Below are 22,018 nucleotides of genomic sequence, written 5' to 3' on the forward strand. Positions count from 1 at the left end.
AAAATTTGTGCCGAATTGCGAAAATCTTTATGAGATTTTGTTCCAGCTTAAACCTTGCGTTTTTTCTGCAAAATGTTGTTGCAGCAATTGGTTTTTGGGGAGCAGCAATTGCGGGTCTTCCTCAAAAATCGCTTCAACGGCTTGCCGCGCTTTGAGCAGTATCGGCTGGTCTTCCACCAAATTGGCTATTTTCAAATCCAAAACGCCGCTTTGCTGCTTGCCTTCAATATTGCCCGGGCCACGCAGTTGCAAATCTATTTCGGCAATTTCAAAACCATCGTTCGTTTGCACCATCGTTTCCAACCGCGTCCGGCCATCTTTGGATAGCTTCTGGCTGCTCATCAAAATACAATACGATTGCTCGGCACCGCGGCCAACCCTTCCGCGTAGCTGGTGCAATTGCGACAAACCAAAACGTTCTGCATTTTCAATAATCATCACCGAAGCATTGGGCACATTTACGCCAACTTCAATCACCGTTGTGGCCACCATAATCTGCGTTTCGCCTTTTACAAAACGCTGCATTTCAAACGCTTTGTCTGCTGCCGCAAGCTGGCCGTGAACAATGCTGATGCGATAATCGGGCAATGGAAACTCGCGCGACATCACTTCGATCCCATCCATCAGATTCTTTAAATCCAGCTTTTCGCTTTCCTTAATCAGCGGATAAACTACGTAAACCTGCCTTCCTTTGGCAATTTCCTGCTTCATAAAACCAAAAACACGCAGGCGGCTGCTTTCATAAAAATGTTTGGTTTCGATAGGTTTTCGTCCGGCCGGCAATTCATCAATTACCGAAACGTCCAAATCGCCATACAAAGTCATGGCCAAAGTGCGCGGAATTGGCGTTGCCGTCATTACCAAAATATGCGGCGGGATACTGTTTTTACGCCATAATTTTGCGCGTTGCTCTACGCCAAAACGGTGCTGCTCATCAATCACTACAAATCCGAGGTTTTTAAACTGCACTTTATCTTCGATCAAAGCATGTGTGCCAACCAAGATATGCAGTTTGCCGCTTTCCAGGTTTTCATGGATTATGCGCCTTTCTTTTTTTGATGTTGATCCGGTCAGCAAAGCAAATTCAACAAAACCTTCTCCCAACAATTGTTTTAACGATTGGTAATGCTGACTGGCCAAAATTTCCGTCGGCGCCATCATACAAGCCTGGAAACCGTTATCAATCGCTAGCAAAATACTCATTAATGCAACAACTGTTTTGCCGCTGCCAACGTCGCCTTGCAGCAAACGGTTCATCTGCACGCCTTTTTGCGTATCAAAACGGATTTCTTTCAGCGTTCTTTTTTGTGCCGAAGTTAATGCGAACGGCAATTTGTGATTGTAGAACTCGTTGAAGAAATTGCCGACATTGCCAAAAATGTTTCCTTTAAATTGCTGCGTCTTAAAAATTTTGTTTTTAAGTAATTTAAGCTGAAGGAAAAAAAGCTCTTCAAACTTCAGGCGTTTGGATGCTTCTTTTAGCTGCCCAAAATCAGCAGGAAAATGAATTTGCTGAAACGCTTTTGCACGGTCAATCAAACGGTGTTTTTCCAGCAAATAATCGGGCAAATTCTCGTTGATGTTTCTGCCATACTGTTCCAGCAAAACCGCAACTAATTTTTGAATTCCTTTAGAATCTAACAAAAACTTTTTTAGCTTTTCGGTTGAATTATAAGCTGGTTGCAAAGCCTGGCTCCCACTGCTTTTGGTTGGGTTTGCACTGTAAAGTTCTGTTTCCGGGTGCGCGATCTGGAGTTTATTGTTGAAGAAAGTTGGTTTGCCAAAAAAAACATAAGCTTTGCCAACCATCAAATTATCAAAAACGCGGGCAATTCCTTGGAACCAAACCAGTTCGATCTGGCCGGTATCGTCTTGCGCAGCAGCAACCAAACGGCGGGCAGCTTTTTCGCCAATAATTTCTTTTTGGGTGAGGCGGGCAATAATTTGAACGTAAGGCATTTCTGCCGATGCTTCTTTTACCTTATAAAAACGGGTACGGTCAATGTATTTGAAGGGGAAATATTGCAGCAAATCGCCATACGAGGCTATTCCCAATTCTTTTTTTAAAGCCGTTGCCCGTGCTACGCCAACGCCTTTTAAATATTCAATTGGGGTTTCAAAAAATTCGTTCAAAAAAAATTGAATTATTACATACTGTTTTTATGCCGGTAAAAACAGTATCAACAGTTTTAGGAAGATTTAATTGCGATAGCCGAAATTTCTACATTCACATTTTTTGGCAGCACCGATACTTCGACCGTTTCCCGCGCCGGAAAATTCCCGGAGAAATACGAACCGTAAATTTCGTTCACCAAAGCAAAATTATTCATGTCCGAAAGAAAAATGGTGGTTTTAACGATGTGGTCAAAACTTAAACCAGCTTCGGCTAAAATAGCTTTCAGGCTTTTAAGAACGGTGTGGGTTTCTGTGGTAATATCCTCAGTAACTAATTGCCCGGAATTTGGATCAATCGCAATTTGGCCGGAAATAAACAGGAAACCACCGGCAGCAACAGCCTGGTTGTACGGGCCAATGGGCTGCGGTGCTTCTTTGGTATTGATAATTGTTTTCATTTTCTTTTCAATATAAACCAATCAATCAGTTTCCAGATAATGCCCAGCAAAAATATAATGATGGCCATTTTATTAATGAAGTGCATTGCCCTGAGGTTAAAATTATCGGGCCTGTTTTTATCCTTTTTTCTGAAAAAATACATTGTACAAATATAAAAAAAGGGGTTCAGAAAAATCTGAACCCCTTTATAAGAATTAATTGATTAATTACATACCAGACATTGCTGATTTAAATTCAACACGACGGTTTAGTACACGTCCTTGTTCGGTTGAGTTATCAGAGATTGGGTTGGTTTCGCCATAAGCTTTAATTTTCAAGCGTTTAGCATCCACACCAGAGTTAACTAAGTAAGTTTTAACTGAATTTGCCCTGTCTTTAGATAAGCGCATGTTGTGTGCGGCAGAACCTTCAGAAGAAGCATAACCGTCTAACTCGATCGTCATGGTTGTATTGCTTCTCAAATCAGCAGAAACTTTATCTAAAGTTGGGTAAGCAGAAGTCCGCAATACAGAACTGTCAAACTCAAACTGAATATTAGAATAAGTGCCCGGAGTGGCAGCAGCAGTAGTATCCGGTTTAGGGAATTTGATTTCGCAACCAGAACCATCAACAATAGTACCAGCTGGTGTACCAGGACATTTGTCAAACTGATCAGAAACACCATCGCCGTCAGAATCTTTTTTCAGGTCGTCCACTGATTTTTCAACATTGGATACACGGCCTTTTAAAGCTTCTACTTCCTGGCGCAATGTCGGGTCTTTCAACTCGTCATACATCAGGGCAACAGGGTTTACCCAATCTAAGTTTGGTTTTGCCGGGTTGCCTAAAGTAAACTCTAAACCACCGTAGCCATAAGAAAATTTATCTTTTGTAGGATATCTAACGGAAGCACCGTCCAGGTTGTCGCCATCAACAAAATTGGCTGTGTAGCCTAAGTTTAAAGCAATACCGTCAGACAGTTTGAATTTTACACCGGCACCAACCGGGATAACTAATTCGTGGATGTATTTGTGTCCGTCTGCTGCATGGTCTTTATAATCAACTACAGTACCGTTGGCAAGGGTAACTTTAGGGGCATAACCTGCATAACCGGCACCAGCCGTAACGAAGAAGTTTATTACATTTTTTCTATGAAGGTAGTTGATATTACCTACATTAACTTTGCCCATCAAGTTGGCATAGTAAGCCAATTCTGTTTTGAAAGCACTAAAACCATCGCGGCTGCCATTCTGTGCACCAGAAATATTCCTGCTGTTGTCGCCGGAGATGGTGCCACGCATTACATTCAATTCCAAGCCAAAAGCATGGGCCAATTGCTCTCTTAATGAAATACCGTAACCCAATTCATAATTGTTTTTGGTAAAATCATTAGAACCGAAAAAAAGCGTTGGCGATAAAACACCAGCGTTTGCACCGATACTAAATGTCCTGTACTGAGCCTTTCCACCAAATACCTTTGCTGAACCGGGGGCGACGGTTGTAGTCGAATCTGAAGAGGTTTGTGCATGGGCTGCAACAACTCCCATCAAAGACGCAATCGACAACACGACTGTTTTCTTTAATGTAGAATAATTCATAGTTTTAAGATTAACGATTTTAATTGTGATTTTTTTTCCAAAAATAGTTATTAAGTTTGATTCGTTGTACCAAACTCCGTTCCATTTTATATTTAATTTTTTAAATTAACATATAAGATACCTATTCCTAACATAAACTTTTGTTTTTCAATGAAATATGAACCTATAATTAATGATGTCTTTTATACGAACAGAAAGCGTTTTTGTTCTAAATTAAAACCAAATTCATTAATCCTGCTCAATTCCAACGACGAATTTCCGCGCAGCGGCGACCAAAATCATAGTTTTAAACAGAACGCCGACCTGTTTTATTTAACCGGGATAGACCAGGAACAGAGCATTTTGCTGCTTTTCCCCGACTGTCCCAATCCACTATACAAAGAAGTACTTTTTTTAAGACAGACCAACGAACTGATTGCCGTTTGGGAAGGCCATAAATACACCAAAGAAGAGGCCGAAAAAGCATCCGGTATCAAAACGGTTTTCTGGCTGCACGAATTTGACCAGATTTTTGCCTCCGTTGTTTTTTATGCAGAAAACATCTACCTCAACACCAATGAAAACGACCGCTACCAGCATGAAGTGCCTTACCGCGACTTGCGTTTCATCCAAAAAATAAAGGAGCAGTTCCCCCTGCACCAGTATTATCGTGCGGCACCAATTTTTAGGGAACTGCGTGCGGTAAAATCCCAGGCCGAAGTTGAACTGATCGGCAAAGCCTGCCAGATTACGCGCGATGCTTTTTTTAGGGTGTTAAAATTTGTGAAGCCCGGCGTGGCAGAATACGAGATCGAAGCCGAAATCATCCATGAATTTATCCGGCAGCGCAGCAGTGGCCATGCTTACAACCCGATCATCGCTTCCGGCATCAATGCAACTGTCCTTCATTACAACGACAACAACCACTTGTGCCGTTCGGGCGATGTGATTTTGATGGATTTTGGTGCCGAATACGCCAACTACAATGCCGATTGCACCCGCTCAATTCCGGTAAGCGGTCGGTTTTCCGCAAGGCAAAAAGACGTTTACCAATCGGTATTAACGGTGATGAAAGAAGCCACACAGCTTTTAAAGCCCGGAACGGTTTGGAATACCTATCACGAAGAAGTGGGCAAGATTATGACTTCGGAACTGATTAAATTAGGTTTGCTAAACAGGCACGACGTGGAAAAACAAAACCCGGCCATGCCTTTGTACAAGCAATATTTTATGCACGGCACTTCGCACCATTTGGGTTTGGATGTGCATGATTTTGCCGGAAGGTACACGCCTTTTGCTGCCGGAAATGTATTGACCGTTGAACCCGGTATTTATATCCCGGCCGAAGGTTTGGGCATCCGCTTGGAAAACAATATCCTGATCACCGAAAACGGCACGGTGGACTTGATGGCTGATATTCCGTTGGAAGCCGGGCATATCGAGGAGTTGATGAACCCTTAATTTATGCCGGTAAAAGAAGCATTCGAAAAGATGATATTAAACTAACGGATTGATCGTGAAGCTAAAGCGGTTTTCTGCCAACCTCCAATATTTTCTTAATTTTGCAGGCTTAACGTTTTGAATGAAAACCTATTTCCGCCTGCTTTCTTTTGCCAAACCGATCGAAAAATTTGCTATTCCTTATGTTATCGCTACCATTTTATCGGTTATTTTTAATACGCTTAACTTAACTTTAGTTGCTCCGCTTTTAACCACGTTGTTTGCCAAAAACAGAACGGCAACATTGATCGCAAAGCCTAAAACCCTCTGGTCTATTGTAGATACCTTTACTTATTATGTGCAATATGCCAACCTTCATTATGGCCTTTTAAATGCCCTGAAATTTGTTTGCATTGCCATTATCGTTGCTACTTTTTTGGGCAACCTTTTTCGGTATATTTCGCAGCGCATTATGGAAAACCTGCGCATCCATACACTGCTTAACCTGCGCAAAGCCGTTTTTGACAACGTGATGAACCTGCATTTGGGCTACTTCAGCAACGAGCGCAAAGGCGATATCATTTCTAAAATTGCTTCCGATGTTCAAGTTGTTCAATTTTCGGTTACCGGGACGCTGCAAGTTGTTTTTAAAGAACCGTTCCAATTGATTGCCTACATCGTGATGCTGTTTTTAATCAGCTTCAAACTCACTTTGTTTTCCTTATTGGTGATTCCGGTTTCGGCTTTTGTAATTTCGCGCATCGTAAAAAGTTTGAAGCAACAGGCTTCGGCATCGCAGCAATCTTACGGCACCATGATCAGTTATCTGGACGAAGCTTTGTCAGGGATCAAAATCATCAAAGCCTTTAACGCTACTGCTTTTATCAAGCAAAAGTTCAGCAACGAAAACAACAGCTATTCGCGTATCATCCGCTCCATGGCCAAACGGCAGCAAATGGCTTCGCCCATGTCCGAATTTTTGGGCGTTTCGATGGTAGCGGGCGTGGTTTTGTATGGCGGCTCGCTCATCATCAACCATCAATCCAATGCGCTTACCCCAGAAGCTTTTATTTTGTACATCATCCTGTTTTCGCAGGTGATGCGCCCGGCCAAAGCCATTTCTGATGCTTTTAGCAATATCCATTCTGGTATTTCTGCCGGCGAACGTGTTTTGGATTTGATTGATGAAAAGCCAAAAATCAACGATGCGCCCGATGCTGTTTTTATCGGTACTTTTTCAGACAGCATCCGGTTGGAAAATGTCTCCTTCGCCTACAATGAAAAACAGGTGCTAAAAGAAGTATCGCTGACCATACAAAAAGGAAAGAACATTGCGCTGGTTGGCCCTTCCGGCGGCGGGAAATCTACATTGATGGACTTGTTGCCGCGGTTTATCGAACCAACCAAAGGAAGGATTTTGATAGATGGCAAAGACATCCAACATATCCAAACGGATTCGTTACGTGCTTTGATGGGCGTTGTAAACCAGGAATCCATTTTATTTAACGATACCATTTTCAACAACATTGCCTTTGCCAAACCAAATGCTACAGAGGCGCAGGTTGAAGCGGCCGCCAAAATTGCCAACGCGCACGAGTTTATTTTGAACACCGAAAACGGCTACCAAACCAACATTGGCGACCGTGGCTCCAAACTTTCGGGCGGACAAAAACAACGCATCAGTATTGCCCGCGCCGTTTTAAGCAACCCGCCAATCATGCTGCTGGACGAAGCAACTTCGGCCTTGGATACCGAATCGGAAAAATTGGTGCAGGATGCCTTAAACAACCTCACCAAAAACCGCACTTCGTTGATTATTGCACACCGTTTAAGCACCATTCAAAATGCAGATGAGATTGTAGTTTTAGAAAACGGGCAAATTGTGGAACAAGGCAACCATCAGGCTTTGATTGATAAAAATGGTTTGTACAAAAGGCTGATTGATATGCAAACTTTTGATAAGTAAGATGAAAAGCAAACAGATGGCACAACTTTTTTACAACAAAAGCATTGCAAAAAGGGCTTATCATCATTATATATTTAGATAATTACAATCAACCTTAATCCAAGTGATAGAAGTCTCTGTTATCATCCCCAATTACAACCATGCCCCGTTTTTGAGACAAAGGATAGACACGGTGCTCAATCAAACTTTCCAGGATTTTGAGTTGATTATTTTAGATGATTGTTCTTCGGACAACAGCAAAGAAATAATAGAATTTTACACCGAAAACCCAAAGATCAGCCATATTGTGTTCAACGATGCAAATAGCGGAAGCCCGTTTTTGCAATGGGAAAAAGGCATTAACCTTGCAAAAGGAAAGTATGTTTGGATTGCCGAAAGTGATGACTGGTGCGAACCTTCTCTTTTAGAAACTTTGGTTGAAGGCGTGAGGAAGGACGACCAGTGCGTGATCAGTTATTGCCAAATGTCTTGCATCAATGGTTATAATGATATAAAATGGCAATCAACCCATCGTTGTTTGGCCGAAATGGTAGAAAGCAAAGCTTTTATCCAGGATTATCTGGCTATAAAAGTGGCCATTTACAATGCAAGTATGGCTATTTTTAAAAGAGAAACATTTAAACATGTATCGCCGGAATTTACAACCTACAAATTTTCCGGCGACCGTCTTTTTTGGATCCAAATCGCAAAGCAAGGTAAGACCCATATCAGTGGAAAAGTTTTGAGCTATTTCAGGAAACACGATCGAGACGTAAGCGGCAATGCTTATAAAAGCGGGTTAAATTTTATAGAAGAACTGAACATCATCAATTGGATGTACAGGGAAAATTTAATTGATGACGTGATCTATACCAAGGCATTTAAAAAGCAATACAAGCAATATTGGATGGTGAGAAATTCTATTGACCGTAATAATAAAAATACAATTGCCGCTTTGTTAAGCCATCCGCTTTCAAAAAAAACCAATACGATAACTATTTTATCGTCGGCCATTTGGAGTGCTTACAAAAAGAAAGACAAACAGCCATAAAATTGGTGCAAGTATTTATTATTGGCACGTTTAAAAGCTGGTTTAAATTTATACAAGAAGAAAATATTGATGCTTCTTTTACCCTATAAAAATTGGAGTTTGTCTCAACCTAAAAAAAATAAAAACTTTGCACACACCAATTTTTAGGTGATAAAAGAAGCATCGGGACTTGGATAAGTAAATTTTAAACGGGCCCGAACATGAAGGATGTAATTATTTATTTTTGTAGAAACACAGCGCATGCCTACCAGTATTGATGTCATTATTCCTTCGTTTCGTTTAATTCCGGAAACCCTGTTGCCTATCCTCAAGCTTCAAAAACCGGCCAATGCAACCATCCGTTTTTATCTTATTGCCGATAACCCGGACATCGTTATTGATCGTTCTATACAAAACTTGGTAGATAACCAAACTGTTTCTTTGTTAATCAACAAACAAAATATGGGTGCTTCGGCTACCCGCAACCGGGGCATAGAAGCCGGACATAGCTATTGGATTTTGTTTTTAGATGATGATATAGAAGTTACGCCTGATATTTTACTTACTTATGCCCAGGCTGCCGAAAAATACCCGGACGAAATAGGTTTTATCGGTTTGGTAGATATGCCGCCGCCGCCAACTTCCTTTGCCAAAGCCGTTGATGCTGATGGCGCTATGAGTATTTTCAGTGCGGCGCGCAACTACGAATCTTACCCCTGGGGTGCCACTGCCAATATCATGATCAAACGCAGCGTGGTAGGCGATGTCCGCTTTTCATCTGCTTATCCCAAAAAAGGCGGAGGCGAAGAGGTTGATTTCTTTTTAAGGGTGAGGCAGCTCAACGGGTCTAAAAATTATAAATGTTTGCCCGCAGCATACGTAGAACACCCCTGGTGGAAAAACGGGCAAACAGACTACGACCGCTTTTATCGCTATGGTATCGGCAATAGCCATCTTGGCGAGCGCATTTCACAGTATAAATGGTATGATTTTTTAAACACATCAGAAACATTACTATTTTCCATACTGGCAGCCATTATAGCATTGCCCATAAACCTTCTGCTCAGCCAATATATAGCGTTCTTTGCCTTAGCTACGGTAGGCATTGAATATATCGTGAACATAGTAAGGGTACAACGCAAAACCCGAAAAATAAAATTGGTTACAGCATTTAATGTAATGCTTTTGCGAAATATATACGAGTTTGGAATTTTGACAGGCAATCTGTCCCGTTTTAGGCTGGCCGGTATCGGAGAACGCTTTAACTATTTAGGCAATGTTACCAAATCTAAGATTTTCAGGTTTAACCGGTATAAAATTATCAAACTGATACTGTACACCGCCATCATAATATCCCTACTGCTTTTTTAAACCTCCTGATAGCCGCTGCTGCAATACGACAAATTTTCTGCTATTGTTTTCCGGTAGATCAGTTCGTTGGGCAAAAAGTTTTCACGGTGGTGCTGCGGATGAAAAATATGGTAGCTGATGGCTGCCATTTTTAAGCGTTTTTTAAGATGCCGGCATTGATCAGGCGGGCGGCAAACTCGTAATCTTCCCAGCCCTATCCTCAATATTTTAATCAGGTTTAAGCCTGATTAAAAGATAAATAAGTACTGGGTATAAAACCCATTTAACAATTTTATAACTGTTGGCACGATAGAACCGCGTTTTTTTCATACTGCCGTCATCATTAAAACGCAGACCAATAGCGGTTATTCTAATGTAGGACAGGTTTTGAAATAACAGCCCAAATTGGTAGGATAACCGCAACAGCATTAAATAAAACACGGTCAATAAATTTAAACCTGATTTTCTTTTTAACGATTGTATGGCATTAGCTATAAATTCTATTATTAATAAACCGACGGTAAATAACAAAATTGATGTAACAGAAAATTTAGGTATTATAGCACTAATCAATAAAACTGTCAGTATTATAAATAAGATTTCGGCCGTATTTAAAAAGTCATAATAAGTATATGCCGGTTTTTTTTTGTAAAGCACACCGCTTCCCCTGCCATACCTGAATGATCTTTTAAAATTTGGCTTGCCCAAACCCCACCATGGGTGTGTAACGGCTGCTTGAGGTAAACTAAGGTAGTTTTTAAACTGGTTTTGCTGCCGCACGGTTAGAAAGAAATCTATATCCTCAGCACCTCCGTTTTTTGGAAAAATTTTGTCGAACCGGATATGGCCCATGGCGGCTCGGTTTACAATCATATTTGCAGTTGCCCCCCATGCAAAGGACGGCCTACGGGCAGCAACGCTAAAAATATCTATCGAACCACTGGCCTGAACCGCCTTATCAAAACTGTTTGCAGGCTCATTAAAGTTCACCAAGCCTATAAAACCAATCTCAGTTGAGTGTTTAAGTATTGCATCGCGATAAACGCTGAGCAGGTTAGGTTCAATTACAATGTCATCGTCTAAAAATAATATCCAGTCGCTTTTACCTGCGTTGATACCCGCATTACGAGTTGATGCTGCGCCAATGTTTCGTTCATTAATGATCAAAAAGATACTTTCATTATCAACTATGGATAGAATATCCGGAGGGATTGTAACATTTGGATTATCAATTACCAAATAAAACTTTACAACAGCGTTGTCGGGCACATTTAATTGAAGTATCGGCAATAAATATTGCTCATCAACACGATAAGAAGGAATAACAACATCAATACTTACAGAGATCAACAGTAATAAATTTAAAAAGATGAATTTGTATTATTTTATAACGATCACGGAAACTAAATAATATTTTTGGATAATGAAGCTAAATCTAAATTTTTCTGGCTTAACAGGTATAAAACCATAAGCTACTACTTTATACCGCCATAATAATATCGCGGCTGTTTTTTAAACTTCTTGATAACCGCTGCTACAGTAAGTAAGCTTCTCTGCTATTGTCCGGCGATAGATCAACTCATTAGGTAAAAAGTTTTCGCGATGATGTACTTTATGAAAAATATGGTAACTGATGGCAGCCATTTTTAAGCGTTTTTTCAGGATACCAGCGTTTATTAGTCGGGCGGCAAACTCGTAATCTTCCCAGCCCCAGCCTTCAAAATTATTATAATAACCATTCACCCGGATATAATCATCACGCCAGAAAGCCAGGTTACATGCTTTTATATTCCATGAACTTTGCGGATCGGGATTAAAGAATACAGACAATAAAGGTAGTCGGATAGCATTAAACCTACCTGATAAGCCTTTAGACAGCGAATGAAAGTTGATTTGTCCGGTTTTTAATATCTCTTGGGTTTTTGCCTCGGTAAGCATCACCCGGCTTCCTTGCACAAAATAACCTTTTGATGCAGCGCGCGCATGATCAGCAATAAATTTAGGGTTTACAATAATATCGCCGTCAATTTCAATGATGTAGCTTGCTTCTGATAATTTAACCGCTTTGTTTAAAATGAGGCATTTTCTAAAACCTTTGTCCTCCTGCCAGGCGTGTTTCACAGGGACAGGAAACAAACTTCGGTAATGGTCTATCAATGCTTTGGTATCCGGCCCGGAGCCATCGTCGGCAATTAGTATTTCGTCGGGCAAACGGGTTTGCTTTAATAAACTGAGCAGTACCAAATCTAATGCTTCGGGCCAGTTGTAGGTAGAAACCAATACTGCTATCGTTAACTTTTCCTCGTTCATTTAAATAGAGCCTGTTTAAATTTTTCCCGAATTATTTTCCATGCTTCTTTTATCCACTAAAAATAGCAAACAGGTAGTTTTTGATTTATTTAAATTGATGCAGACACCAATTTTTATATGGTAAAAGAAGCATGGCCATTTTTACCTGTATAATTTAAACAAGTTTCTAAAATGCTATTCTGTACACTGCCAAACGTCCAATAACTGCTACTGCCCTACCACCCATTTCATCCTGGTTTTGCCGATGCCTACAGTTAACAAAAAGCTTAACACATAAACTATTACAAAACGTACCAGTGTATAAATGATACTGCCGCTTAAATCAAACGTTGTGTTTTTGATTTTTAAAGGGGTAAAAATCAACGGCAGTACATTGACAATCAATACCTGATGAACCAGGTAAATCCCAAAAGTTGTTTGCCTTGGGTTTAATTTTTTTTGTATGATGTTTATGCCCCCTATTTTTAACAAAGCAGCAAACATGCTTAAAGAATAAAGAATATTTGTAAACTTTAATGTATCAAACGAATCCCCCGAACCCAACCGGTTTAAGTAAACCCCTTCTGCCACGCTCAAAACAAAGAAGATGATATTTATCAGGATCAGTGTGCTCCAGGCTGTTTTATTGATAAAGGCCATTACTTTTTCGAAATGTTTGTTTAGCATTACACCAAGCCACAAATAAAACACAAACCCGAACAAAGCGGTAGAATGCTCGGTAGGAACCCAGGCGCCATATAAATTTATACTATAAAAAACAGACAAAGCCCCCAAAAATACACCTAACCACCTATTGTACAAGTACTTTTTGAAGATCAAAAGCAAAGAAATACAAATTAAAAAATTGGGAATAAACCAATAAGAAGTATAAAACAAAATATGCCCGGTCTCTCCAAGCAAAAATGCCGGTAAATTATCAAAAGCATCGTTACTGCCATATCGAAAGTAAATAGTCAACTGGCCAACAACATCTAAAACGAAGAACACAACTACCCAAAACAACCAGGGTTTGACTGTATTATTGAACCTGTTTTTTAAATACTGCCCGGCACTGTATTCGTTAAATTTATGGTTGATCAAAAACCCGCCAATTAAAAAAAACGCAATGGTAGAAAACTTTAAAATTTGCATGACTGCCGTTTCAATCAGTGTTTCTGAGAAATTTGTATATTTTACCCACCAAAAAACAGAACAATGCAGGAACACGATGCCCATCATGGAAATACAACGGATGGTATCAACAAAACTATAATTTACAGTACCGGAAGGTTTTTTAGCACGAACAGATTGATCCATATAGATTGACTTATACGATTTAAGGATTAAAAATATTTATATCTAATAACTTTAAGTGCTTGTTTAAAGCTGATCCGATTTATTTTCGATGCTTCTTTTACCACCTAAAAATCATTGTTGTTCTGTACCAATATAAAATCCACAAACAGAATTTATGGGCATAAAAGAAGCATGGTTGATTTTTATGATGGCAATTTAAACAGGCCCGTTAACCATTAAGTTTATTTAAAAAACATCCTATTTAACCCGGTAAAAGAAGCATCACAAAAAAAGGGCCTTGCTATTATAAAAATAGTAAGGCCCGGTATATTTCGTAATTAAGCTTTCCTGCTAAGCTAGTTTCCGTTTCACTTCCAAATTCTCGTAAGCTTATACAATATCGCCCACTTTAAAGCTAACCAATGTTACTACTGCTAATGCTGTACCAAATCAAGTGCGCTCGCAACAGTACTTATGTTGGCCGGATTATTTTTTCTTTGCTGTGCCTTTTTGCTGTTTAAATTTTGCTTTGCTGTGTCGTTTTTAATCCATTCACTAATTTTTGCAAATTCCAGTTTAGAAGGTTGTCTGCCAGTAGTATAAAAATCAATATCTTTTTCTTCTCTAATCATAATTTAAAGTTACAGCTTTTTAGGAAAATATTGTTCAATTAATTTATTTGCTGCTATTGTGTTAATCGCCATGATATTACCAAAAAGTATGTGGGCGCCTAACGACTTTTTATAGTGTTCAATCAATTTTGTTTTACTTTCAAATGAAACATAACCGCCATAACCTTTGCTAAAAGAAAGCTTGCAAGCAAAAGCTACAAGGTTTCCCGGCACGCCATAATAAACTTTCTTTGCACCTTTGTTAAACTTACTACTTTCGATAAGTAACATAAAAATATGGTCTGATCGGTCTTGTAATTCAATAAGTCCTTGAATGATTGAAGGATTGTCAACAATAACAAGTTTATAAATTTTTTTATCTAATTGTTTTGATTCTGCTTTCCAATCAAAAAGCCAATCTGATTTCTTTAAAGATTTAACATCTGTTGGGGTTATTTCTATAACTTCTGTTTTAAATTTGTCGCCTGTAACCGTATTCTCAATCGAATGTGTTAGTTTGTCAATTTCTATGTTAAACGGTGTTTGTTTTACCATTGCTAAAATACCCAGTCTTAGAAAATATACTGTCCAGATAGCATAAAAGCTTTTGCTGTTAACAAAAGCTTAAGTTTTACAATATTTTTACTGCTAAATGTTTAAGCCAACTTTCTTTTCACCTCAACGTTTTCGTAAGCTTCTACAATGTCGCCAACTTCAATGTTGTTGAAATTGTTGATGTTTAAACCGCATTCGTAACCGGTTGCTACTTCTTTTACATCATCTTTATAACGTTTTAAAGAAGCCAGTTCCCCGGTATAAACTACCACACCATCGCGCACAATCCGTATTTTGCTGTTGCGGCTGATCTTCCCGTCTAATACCATACAACCGGCAATCGTACCCACTTTGCTGATCTTAAAGGTTTCGCGGATTTCTACATTGGCCACAATCTTCTCTTCAAAAGTTGGTGCCAGCATACCTTCCATGGCTGCTTTAATTTCGTTGATGGCATCGTAAATGATGGAGTATAAACGGATGTCAATCTGCTCCTGCTCGGCCAATTTACGCGCACTGGCGGAAGGGCGGACCTGGAAACCAATGATGATCGCATCCGAAGCAGAAGCCAGCAATACATCCGATTCTGAAATTTGCCCCACTGCTTTGCCAATGATATTTACCTGGATTTGCTCGGTCGAAAGTTTCAATAACGAATCAGAAAGTGCTTCGATAGAACCGTCCACATCACCTTTTACAATAATGTTCAATTCTTTAAAGTTTCCGATGGCTAAACGACGGCCAATTTCATCCAACGTAATGTGTTTCTGCGTGCGTAAGCCCTGTTCGCGCTGTAACTGCAAGCGTTTGTTTGCAATTTCGCGCGCTTCCACTTCGCTTTCCATCGCGTTAAATTTATCACCCGCGGTTGGCGCACCTTGCATACCCAACACTTGTACCGGTGTTGATGGCCCAGCTTCTTCCACGCGTTGTCCGCGCTCGTTGGTCAATGCTTTTACACGTCCGCTGTAACAACCAGCTAAGATCGGATCGCCCACACGCAACTTTCCGGATTGAACCAAAACGGTGGTTACAATACCGCGGCCTTTATCCAAAGCAGCTTCAATTACGGTTCCTACGGCACGTTTATTTGGGTTGGCAGTCAGTTCCAATAATTCTGCTTCCAGCAATATTTTTTCCAACAACAGGTCAATATTCAAACCGGTTTTGGCTGAAATTTCCTGTGCCTGGTATTTTCCGCCCCAGTCTTCCACCAAAATATTCATGGCGGCCAACTGCTCGCGTATCTTGTTAGCGTTTGCTCCCGGACGATCAATTTTGTTAAAAGCAAAAATTATCGGCGCACCGGCTGCCTGCGCATGGTTAATGGCTTCACGCGTTTGCGGCATGATGCTGTCATCTGCAGCAATCACAATGATGACAATATCCGTTACCTGGGCACCACGGGCACGCATCGCTGTAAAAGCTTCGTGTCCCGGTGTATCCAAAAACGTGATTTTCTTTTTATTTTCTAAGGTAACTTCATAAGCACCAATGTGTTGGGTAATGCCGCCTGCTTCACCGGCAATCACGTTGGTTTTACGGATAAAATCCAGCAAAGAAGTTTTACCATGATCTACGTGGCCCATAATAGTTACGATCGGCGCACGCGGCACTAAAGTATCGGCCGCATCTGCTTCATCCAAACTGCTTTCTTCATCCTGCGGTTTAACAAATTCCACTTCGTAACCAAATTCATCGGCCACAATGGTTAAAGTTTCTGCATCTAAACGCTGGTTGATAGAAACGAACATGCCCAAACTCATACAAGTGGAAATGATTTGAGTTACAGAAACGTCCATCATCGAAGCCAGCTCGTTTGCCGTAACAAACTCGGTAACTTTTAAAACTTTGGATTGCAGTTGCTGCTCCATTGCCGCCTCTTCTGCCGAAGATGCATAATCATCCCGTTTCTGGCGGCGCAATTTAGAACGCTGGGCAAATTTACCAGATTTCCCGGCACCGCTTAAACGTGCTAAAGTAGCTTTGATCTGATCCTGAATTTCCTTTTCTGTTGGTTCTTCTTTTGGCCCGGTTGCAGGAGCAGGACGATTGTTGCCGTGCGCATTCCGGTTATCAGGACGCCCGTTATTGTTGTTGTTTCTGTTGAACGGCGGACGGTTTCCCTGGCCTTGCGGCGGCCGCTGGCCATTGTTATTGTTATTTTGACCAGGTGCATGAGAACCCTGCGTATTTGGAGCCTGACCGCTATGTGGTGGCTGCCCAGGGGCATTCTCTTTACGTTTGCGCTTCCTTTTTTGATCGGCGGCACTGCTATTGTTTGCCGTGTTTGAAGAAGATGCTACCGGTTGATTGCCGCGTTTAGGCGGATTAACCGGCAAAGTAATCCGGCCAACTACATTCGGGCCGGTCAACCGGTCTGCACGTGCCCTGATCACTTCTGATTCTGCTGGTGCTTCTTCTGTCGGCGCAGCTTGTGCAACAGGAGCAGGAACTGCCGGCGGAACAACAGCAACCGGTGTTTTAACTTCCGGTGCTTTGGCGGCAACCTGTGCCTCAACTATTGGTGCCGGTTTAGGAACCTCTGCTTTTGGTGCTTCTTTTACCACCTCTTTTTCGGTGGCTTCCGGTTGTTTTGCAACCACCGGAGTTGGTGTTGGTACAACAGGCTCAGGTTGTTTTTGCACAACCGGTTCTGGCTGGGAAACAGGTTTTGGCGCTTCCGGTGCTTTTGCTTCAACCGGTTTTACTTCCGGTTTCGGTGCTTCTTTTACAACAGGTTTTTCCTGATGGCCCCTGCCGTTCAGGTCATTTAAATTAATTTTGCCTACAACTTTTACACCTGGCAAATGGCCATCTGTATTGTTGCTTTGTGCCTGGGCAGAAGACCTTGAATTATCGTGGGAATTACCGGAACTCTTGGTCAACGTATCCTGCCCATTGTCCCTGCCATGGAAAGCAACCGGTTTTTCGGCCACTGGCACGGCCTCTTCTTTTCTGATCTTGCCAATGCTGATCTGCTTGGCTTCTTCTTTTATATTTTTATCGCCCTGAAATTCTTTCAACAGCGCTTCATACATATCGGCACTTAACTGGGTTGTGGGCTTGTTTTCTATCTTGAAACCTTTGCCACCAAGAAAACCAACTATAGTACCGGTGCCTATATTCAGTTCTTTTGCTGCTTTAAATAATTTTGTGGATTTGTCTTCTGACATTTATTATTGTTTTCTGCGCTTTATTACAAAAGTACATTTTTTTAATTTGTTATTACATTTTATTCAAATTCTGATTGTAAAATTGACAAAACTTCTTTCACTGTTTCTTCTTCAAGGTCAGTACGTTTAACCAATTCGTCAACACTCAAGTTTAGGATTGATTTTGCGGTATCTAAACCGATGCGCTTGAATTCATCCAAAATCCAGCCATCAATTTCGTCAGAAAATTCTTCGATATCAACGTCTTCTTCGCGCTCGTCCACTTCACGGTAAACGTCTATTTCGTAACCCGTCAATTTACCTGCCAGTTTTATATTATGGCCGCCACGGCCAATGGCCAATGAAACCTGATCGGGCTTTAAATAAACGGCCGCTGTCTTTTTGTCATCGTCCAACTTAATAGAAGTGATTTTTGCGGGAGACAAAGCACGTTGCACATATAAGGATAAATTGTTGGTGTAGTTGATCACGTCAATGTTTTCGTTCTTCAACTCGCGCACAATGCCGTGGATGCGCGAACCTTTCATCCCAACGCAGGCCCCAACCGGGTCAATACGGTCATCATAGGATTCTACCGCTACTTTGGCCCTTTCGCCCGGTTCGCGCACAATTTTTTTGATCGTGATCAGCCCGTCGAAAATTTCCGGGACTTCCATTTCAAACAAACGCTGTAAAAATTCTGGCGCGGTACGCGAAATAATAATTTTCGGGTTGCTGTTCATCATGTCCACTTTATGGATCACGGCACGTACCGAATCGCCTTTTTTAAAATAATCCGCCGGGATTTGCTCTGTTTTGGGCAGCAGCAATTCGTTGCCTTCGTCGTCCAAGATCAAGGCTTCTTTTTTCCAAACCTGATAAACTTCGCCGGTTACAATTTCGCCAACGCGGTCTTTATATTTTTTGTAGATCTCATCTTTCTCCAACTCTAAAACCTTGGAAACCAAAGTTTGGCGGGCGGCCAGAATGGCACGTCGGCCAAAACTCTCCAGTGTAACCAGTTCGATATGTTCTTCGCCAACTTCCAAATCCGGATCGAGCAATTTTGCTTCCGCCAGTTCGATTTCCAAATCGTCATCTTCCGAAAAACCGTCTTCCATCACCATCCGCGTGCGCCAAATTTCCAAATCGCCGTTATCCGTATTCACGATAATGTCGCAATTTTCATCGGTGCCGTATTTTTTTCTGATCATGCTGCGCAGCACATCTTCCATCACGCTCATCATCGTTGGCCGGTCAATGTTTTTGAAATCTTTAAATTCCTGAAAAGAATCAATTAAATTTAAGTTGCTCATTTTTTAATTCAGCTTTTTTATTCCTTTTTATCTTGTTTTCACCAATTTTTAGGTGGTAAAAACAGTATGTAAATTTCTATTTAAAAGACACCAAAACGATTGCCTCTGCGATTTGACCGTAAGTTAAGCGTGCTTCTGCAAACGTTGCTTTTTTGCCTTTTGCCGTTATTTTTTCTTCTATCGAAATGCCTTCTTCATCCGCAGCCAGCAATTTGCCTTCTTTTTTACTGCCGTCGGCTAGTTTGAGTTGTAAGTTACGGCCGATATTTTTTTGAAACTGCCGCAACGATTTTAAAGGAAAATCCACGCCGGGCGAAGAAACTTCCAAGTTGTAAGCCTGCTCGATCACGTTGTCTTCTTCCAAATGAAAACCCACAAAACGGCTGATGGCCGCACAATCTGCAATCCCGATTCCCTGATCACCATCCACCAACACAATCAGGTTTCCGTTGATGTGCATTTTTACATCCACCAAAAACAAATCGGGCCGGTCGCTGACCTTCTCTTCCACCAAGTTTTTTACCCGCTCTTCAATAGTCATCTTTAAAAATTAACGGTTAAAAGAAAAGAGGGAACATTGTCCCCTCTTTCAATTATTGTTGCAAATATATATAAAATATTTAACAGTCAAGCTTTTAATATAATTTGCAGCCGTATTTTCTGCTTCAGGCCGAACAATCCATACTGTTTTTACCACATAAAAATCAGTATTAAAACTTTATAACGGATAAAATTGTAATTGCAGGTACGATGAGGTTTATTTTAGAAATTTTACTGACCGGTTTAGCTGTTTTTATCGCGGCAAACGTGATTCCGGGCGTTCATGTCAGCGGCTTTTTTGAAGCTGTGATTACGGGGATTGTCCTGGCTTTGGTTAACGCCACGATTGGTTTTATCCTGCGGATATTGACTTTCCCGATCACCATTTTAACGCTTGGGCTTTTTTCGTTTATCATTACCGTTTGCATGGTTTTGCTGGTTTCCAGGTTGCTGAACGGGTTTAAAGTTGACGGCTTTTTACCGGCCGCTTTGTTTGCCATTGTTTTGGCTGTACTAAAAATGGTTTTCAGGGCTTTTGAATAAGTGGCCTGTTGAATTTTATTATTAGTTCCTGTTCAAATTTGGATAATAATAAATGCCAATGCTTCTTTTACCCTATAAAAATTGGTGCCGGTATCAATTTTTATAAACCAAAAACCAAATGTTTGCCAATTTTTATAGGGTAAAAGAAGCATGGAAAATAAACTGAACAAATTTAAACACGCGCTTAAATATTTTGGCTAAAGCCAAACCTATACTTTATGAAACCACGGCCTAAAGGCCGTGGCAATTGAATTGAAGAAATTTCAAGTTGGAACTTTAGAATTGCCACGGCCTTTAGGCCGTGGATAAAAGAAACGAGCAATTGGCTTTAGCCAAAAAACTTAAACTATAAGACCCTAAATTTATTGGCATAAAAGAAGCATCATCGGCTGGCAAAAATAAATTTAAACCAGCTCGATACTTATTTTTCAGCCAACAACTGCTGGATCAAAGTTTCAAATTCGTGCGTAAATTCGGTATAATAATCCCCAGTTCCCGGTCCGCTAAAACCCGTGTGTATTTTTCGCACCTCGCCTTTTTTATCAATGATAATGGTAGTTGGAAAAGCAACAAAATTGGCCAGTGCCGGTAAACTTTTGGCCGGTTCGCCTTTATTGTTGGTATAGCCGGTAACCAGCAAATCATAAGGAATATTGAAACGCTTTTTTAACTGCTCCAGATTTTTTTTGGAAGTGGCAAAATCAGTGGTGCGCTCGTAGGCCAAACCCAAAACATCCACGCCTTTTGGATGGTGTTTTTTGTAGAAATTGACCATGTACGCCGTTTCGTCCATGCAGTTTGGGCACCAGGAACCTAAAATCTGTAAAATAACCACTTTGTTTTTAAACTGATTGGCAGATAGAGAAACCGGTTTTCTATCCAAATCAGGAAAAGTAAAATCAATTTTTTTGTAGCCCGGTTTTAAAACCGTAAGCGAATACGCATCGGGCAGTTTGGCGTTTGCATCTTTCACCGCATTCCACAATTGAACGGAAGAAGCGCCGGAATAAAACTTTCCGTTGGTGATGGTTTTATCGTTGCTGATCTTGCCGGTAAATAAAAAAGCGTGGCCGCCATCAAAGCACGACAGGTACAATTCATCGCCCGAAACCGTGCCTTGCAAAAAGCGGTAATCGCCGGTGGTAGTTAAAAAAGTGCCGGTAATGTCGTTGCCGTTTTGTTTGAACTCGCCAACGGTTACGTCTTTGTTCTGCAAATCTTCATCGGTAAAAACAGCAGACCAACGGCCGGAAATATCATATTTTGCTTTCTCGGAAGCAGCAAAAAACCGCCAGGAAGTATTTGCTTCGGCAGAAAACGGGATCAGCACATCGCGGTTCCCTAAATGCCGTACCCAGTTTCCGGTCAGTGTATTTCCGTTTAAAGCTGTACGGATTTCACTGTCAAACAAAGGCATTTTGATGAGCAACGAATCGCCTTTTAAGTTCACATCAGTTACTTTAAACCGCTCTTTCCCGTTGATGATCGTCATCAGTTTTTTCCCGGCACTGTCTTTCAACTCAAAATTAAACGGGATGTATTGGCCGGAAGTGGTTTTTAGTTTGGCCAGCCAGATGCCGTTTTTTAAATTTATGCCGGTAAAAGAAGTATGCAGCAGAAACAAAGCCGCAAACGGAAGAATGTAAAAATATTTTTTTTTCATGTTATTTTATTGTTAATGAAGTTGTTTAAACTTATTTAGAGGGTAAAACAAGGTTCCCAATAAAAGCTGATTTTTGTGGTGCAAATCATAAAAGGTCAGATCAAGATTGGGAACCGTGGATAAAGGTACGATAGGGGAATTAATTTTGCCACATT

At 40.8% G+C, this 22,018-nt stretch carries 19 protein-coding genes; 5 read left to right on the forward strand and 14 right to left on the reverse strand.

From position 1 onward, the window contains the following. Positions 1-27: 27 nt before the first annotated feature. From recG to V5804_RS01330, 4 genes are all read right to left on the reverse strand, one after another. Positions 28-2,133, reverse strand: coding sequence for an ATP-dependent DNA helicase RecG (gene recG, locus V5804_RS01315; RefSeq protein WP_369589571.1), 2,106 nt, complete (start codon positions 2,131-2,133; stop codon positions 28-30). Between the two features lie 56 nt (positions 2,134-2,189). Then, entirely contained in the window at positions 2,190-2,573 is a 384-nt protein-coding gene (locus V5804_RS01320; protein ID WP_369589572.1) for a RidA family protein, read from the reverse strand. Continuing rightward, positions 2,570-2,716 carry a DUF6728 family protein gene (locus V5804_RS01325; RefSeq protein WP_366518133.1) on the reverse strand — a complete coding sequence of 49 codons (147 nt, stop codon included), beginning with the start codon at positions 2,714-2,716 and terminating at the stop codon, positions 2,570-2,572. The genes V5804_RS01320 and V5804_RS01325 overlap by 4 nt, the downstream gene beginning before the upstream one ends. A gap of 64 nt (positions 2,717-2,780) precedes the next feature. Continuing rightward, positions 2,781-4,151 (reverse strand): OmpA family protein, encoded by a 1,371-nt coding sequence (locus V5804_RS01330; RefSeq protein WP_369589573.1) that lies wholly within the window; start codon positions 4,149-4,151, stop codon positions 2,781-2,783. 150 nt (positions 4,152-4,301) lie between these two features. Here V5804_RS01330 and V5804_RS01335 point away from each other — a divergent pair, with 150 nt between their 5' ends. From V5804_RS01335 to V5804_RS01350, 4 genes are all read left to right on the forward strand, one after another. Continuing rightward, positions 4,302-5,591: an aminopeptidase P family protein gene (locus tag V5804_RS01335; protein WP_369589574.1), complete on the forward strand. Its 1,290-nt coding sequence runs from the start codon at positions 4,302-4,304 to the stop codon at positions 5,589-5,591. Positions 5,592-5,712: 121 nt separating this feature from the next. Further along, positions 5,713-7,536 (forward strand): ABC transporter ATP-binding protein, encoded by a 1,824-nt coding sequence (locus tag V5804_RS01340; protein ID WP_369589575.1) that lies wholly within the window; start codon positions 5,713-5,715, stop codon positions 7,534-7,536. A gap of 103 nt (positions 7,537-7,639) precedes the next feature. After that, positions 7,640-8,566, forward strand: coding sequence for a glycosyltransferase family 2 protein (locus V5804_RS01345; RefSeq protein ID WP_369589576.1), 927 nt, complete (start codon positions 7,640-7,642; stop codon positions 8,564-8,566). Positions 8,567-8,806: 240 nt separating this feature from the next. After that, complete coding sequence (locus V5804_RS01350; RefSeq protein ID WP_369589577.1) at positions 8,807-9,916, forward strand: glycosyltransferase family 2 protein; 1,110 nt, start codon at positions 8,807-8,809, stop codon at positions 9,914-9,916. Here the strand turns inward: V5804_RS01350 and V5804_RS01355 are convergent. The 9 genes from V5804_RS01355 to rimP form a co-directional block, all read right to left on the reverse strand. Beyond that, on the reverse strand, positions 9,913-10,044 hold the full coding sequence (locus tag V5804_RS01355; protein ID WP_369589578.1) for a hypothetical protein: 132 nt from the start codon (positions 10,042-10,044) through the stop codon (positions 9,913-9,915). The genes V5804_RS01350 and V5804_RS01355 overlap by 4 nt on opposite strands. A gap of 79 nt (positions 10,045-10,123) precedes the next feature. Continuing rightward, positions 10,124-11,245 (reverse strand): glycosyltransferase family 2 protein, encoded by a 1,122-nt coding sequence (locus V5804_RS01360; RefSeq protein ID WP_369589579.1) that lies wholly within the window; start codon positions 11,243-11,245, stop codon positions 10,124-10,126. 162 nt (positions 11,246-11,407) lie between these two features. Continuing rightward, positions 11,408-12,205 (reverse strand): glycosyltransferase family 2 protein, encoded by a 798-nt coding sequence (locus V5804_RS01365; RefSeq protein WP_369589580.1) that lies wholly within the window; start codon positions 12,203-12,205, stop codon positions 11,408-11,410. Between the two features lie 207 nt (positions 12,206-12,412). Next, positions 12,413-13,501, reverse strand: a complete 1,089-nt coding sequence (locus V5804_RS01370) for an acyltransferase family protein (RefSeq protein ID WP_369589581.1) — start codon at positions 13,499-13,501, stop codon at positions 12,413-12,415. 413 nt (positions 13,502-13,914) lie between these two features. After that, entirely contained in the window at positions 13,915-14,112 is a 198-nt protein-coding gene (locus V5804_RS01375; protein ID WP_369589582.1) for a hypothetical protein, read from the reverse strand. A gap of 9 nt (positions 14,113-14,121) precedes the next feature. Further along, entirely contained in the window at positions 14,122-14,646 is a 525-nt protein-coding gene (locus V5804_RS01380) for a hypothetical protein (RefSeq protein WP_369589583.1), read from the reverse strand. Between the two features lie 101 nt (positions 14,647-14,747). Beyond that, positions 14,748-17,822 (reverse strand): translation initiation factor IF-2, encoded by a 3,075-nt coding sequence (gene infB, locus V5804_RS01385; RefSeq protein WP_369589584.1) that lies wholly within the window; start codon positions 17,820-17,822, stop codon positions 14,748-14,750. 59 nt (positions 17,823-17,881) lie between these two features. Continuing rightward, positions 17,882-19,117 carry a transcription termination factor NusA gene (gene nusA / locus V5804_RS01390; RefSeq protein ID WP_369589585.1) on the reverse strand — a complete coding sequence of 412 codons (1,236 nt, stop codon included), beginning with the start codon at positions 19,115-19,117 and terminating at the stop codon, positions 17,882-17,884. Between the two features lie 76 nt (positions 19,118-19,193). Then, positions 19,194-19,658 carry a ribosome assembly cofactor RimP gene (gene rimP / locus V5804_RS01395; RefSeq protein WP_369589586.1) on the reverse strand — a complete coding sequence of 155 codons (465 nt, stop codon included), beginning with the start codon at positions 19,656-19,658 and terminating at the stop codon, positions 19,194-19,196. 209 nt (positions 19,659-19,867) lie between these two features. Between rimP and V5804_RS01400 the strand changes: the two genes are divergently transcribed. Beyond that, on the forward strand, positions 19,868-20,200 hold the full coding sequence (locus tag V5804_RS01400) for a phage holin family protein (protein WP_369589587.1): 333 nt from the start codon (positions 19,868-19,870) through the stop codon (positions 20,198-20,200). A 421-nt stretch (positions 20,201-20,621) separates the two neighbouring features. On the opposite strand, the gene V5804_RS01405 is transcribed toward V5804_RS01400, so the two are convergent. Then, on the reverse strand, positions 20,622-21,863 hold the full coding sequence (locus V5804_RS01405) for a peroxiredoxin family protein (protein WP_369589588.1): 1,242 nt from the start codon (positions 21,861-21,863) through the stop codon (positions 20,622-20,624). Positions 21,864-22,018: the final 155 nt, after the last annotated feature.

It is taken from the genome of Mucilaginibacter sp. (assembly GCF_041088075.1).
GTDB lineage: Bacteria > Bacteroidota > Bacteroidia > Sphingobacteriales > Sphingobacteriaceae > Mucilaginibacter_A.

What these genes read in the sequence shown, in the direction of transcription:
- V5804_RS01320 (WP_369589572.1), bottom strand. Translation starts at nt 2,573, where the DNA reads ATGAAAACAATTATCAATACCAAAGAAGCACCGCAGCCCATTGGCCCG.
- V5804_RS01325 (WP_366518133.1), bottom strand. Translation starts at nt 2,716, where the DNA reads ATGTATTTTTTCAGAAAAAAGGATAAAAACAGGCCCGATAATTTTAAC.
- V5804_RS01330 (WP_369589573.1), bottom strand. Translation starts at nt 4,151, where the DNA reads ATGAATTATTCTACATTAAAGAAAACAGTCGTGTTGTCGATTGCGTCT.
- V5804_RS01335 (WP_369589574.1), top strand. Translation starts at nt 4,302, where the DNA reads ATGAAATATGAACCTATAATTAATGATGTCTTTTATACGAACAGAAAG.
- V5804_RS01340 (WP_369589575.1), top strand. Translation starts at nt 5,713, where the DNA reads ATGAAAACCTATTTCCGCCTGCTTTCTTTTGCCAAACCGATCGAAAAA.
- V5804_RS01350 (WP_369589577.1), top strand. Translation starts at nt 8,807, where the DNA reads ATGCCTACCAGTATTGATGTCATTATTCCTTCGTTTCGTTTAATTCCG.
- V5804_RS01355 (WP_369589578.1), bottom strand. Translation starts at nt 10,044, where the DNA reads ATGGCAGCCATCAGCTACCATATTTTTCATCCGCAGCACCACCGTGAA.
- V5804_RS01365 (WP_369589580.1), bottom strand. Translation starts at nt 12,205, where the DNA reads ATGAACGAGGAAAAGTTAACGATAGCAGTATTGGTTTCTACCTACAAC.
- V5804_RS01370 (WP_369589581.1), bottom strand. Translation starts at nt 13,501, where the DNA reads ATGGATCAATCTGTTCGTGCTAAAAAACCTTCCGGTACTGTAAATTAT.
- V5804_RS01375 (WP_369589582.1), bottom strand. Translation starts at nt 14,112, where the DNA reads ATGATTAGAGAAGAAAAAGATATTGATTTTTATACTACTGGCAGACAA.
- V5804_RS01380 (WP_369589583.1), bottom strand. Translation starts at nt 14,646, where the DNA reads ATGGTAAAACAAACACCGTTTAACATAGAAATTGACAAACTAACACAT.
- infB (WP_369589584.1), bottom strand. Translation starts at nt 17,822, where the DNA reads ATGTCAGAAGACAAATCCACAAAATTATTTAAAGCAGCAAAAGAACTG.
- nusA (WP_369589585.1), bottom strand. Translation starts at nt 19,117, where the DNA reads ATGAGCAACTTAAATTTAATTGATTCTTTTCAGGAATTTAAAGATTTC.
- rimP (WP_369589586.1), bottom strand. Translation starts at nt 19,658, where the DNA reads ATGACTATTGAAGAGCGGGTAAAAAACTTGGTGGAAGAGAAGGTCAGC.
- V5804_RS01400 (WP_369589587.1), top strand. Translation starts at nt 19,868, where the DNA reads ATGAGGTTTATTTTAGAAATTTTACTGACCGGTTTAGCTGTTTTTATC.
- V5804_RS01405 (WP_369589588.1), bottom strand. Translation starts at nt 21,863, where the DNA reads ATGAAAAAAAAATATTTTTACATTCTTCCGTTTGCGGCTTTGTTTCTG.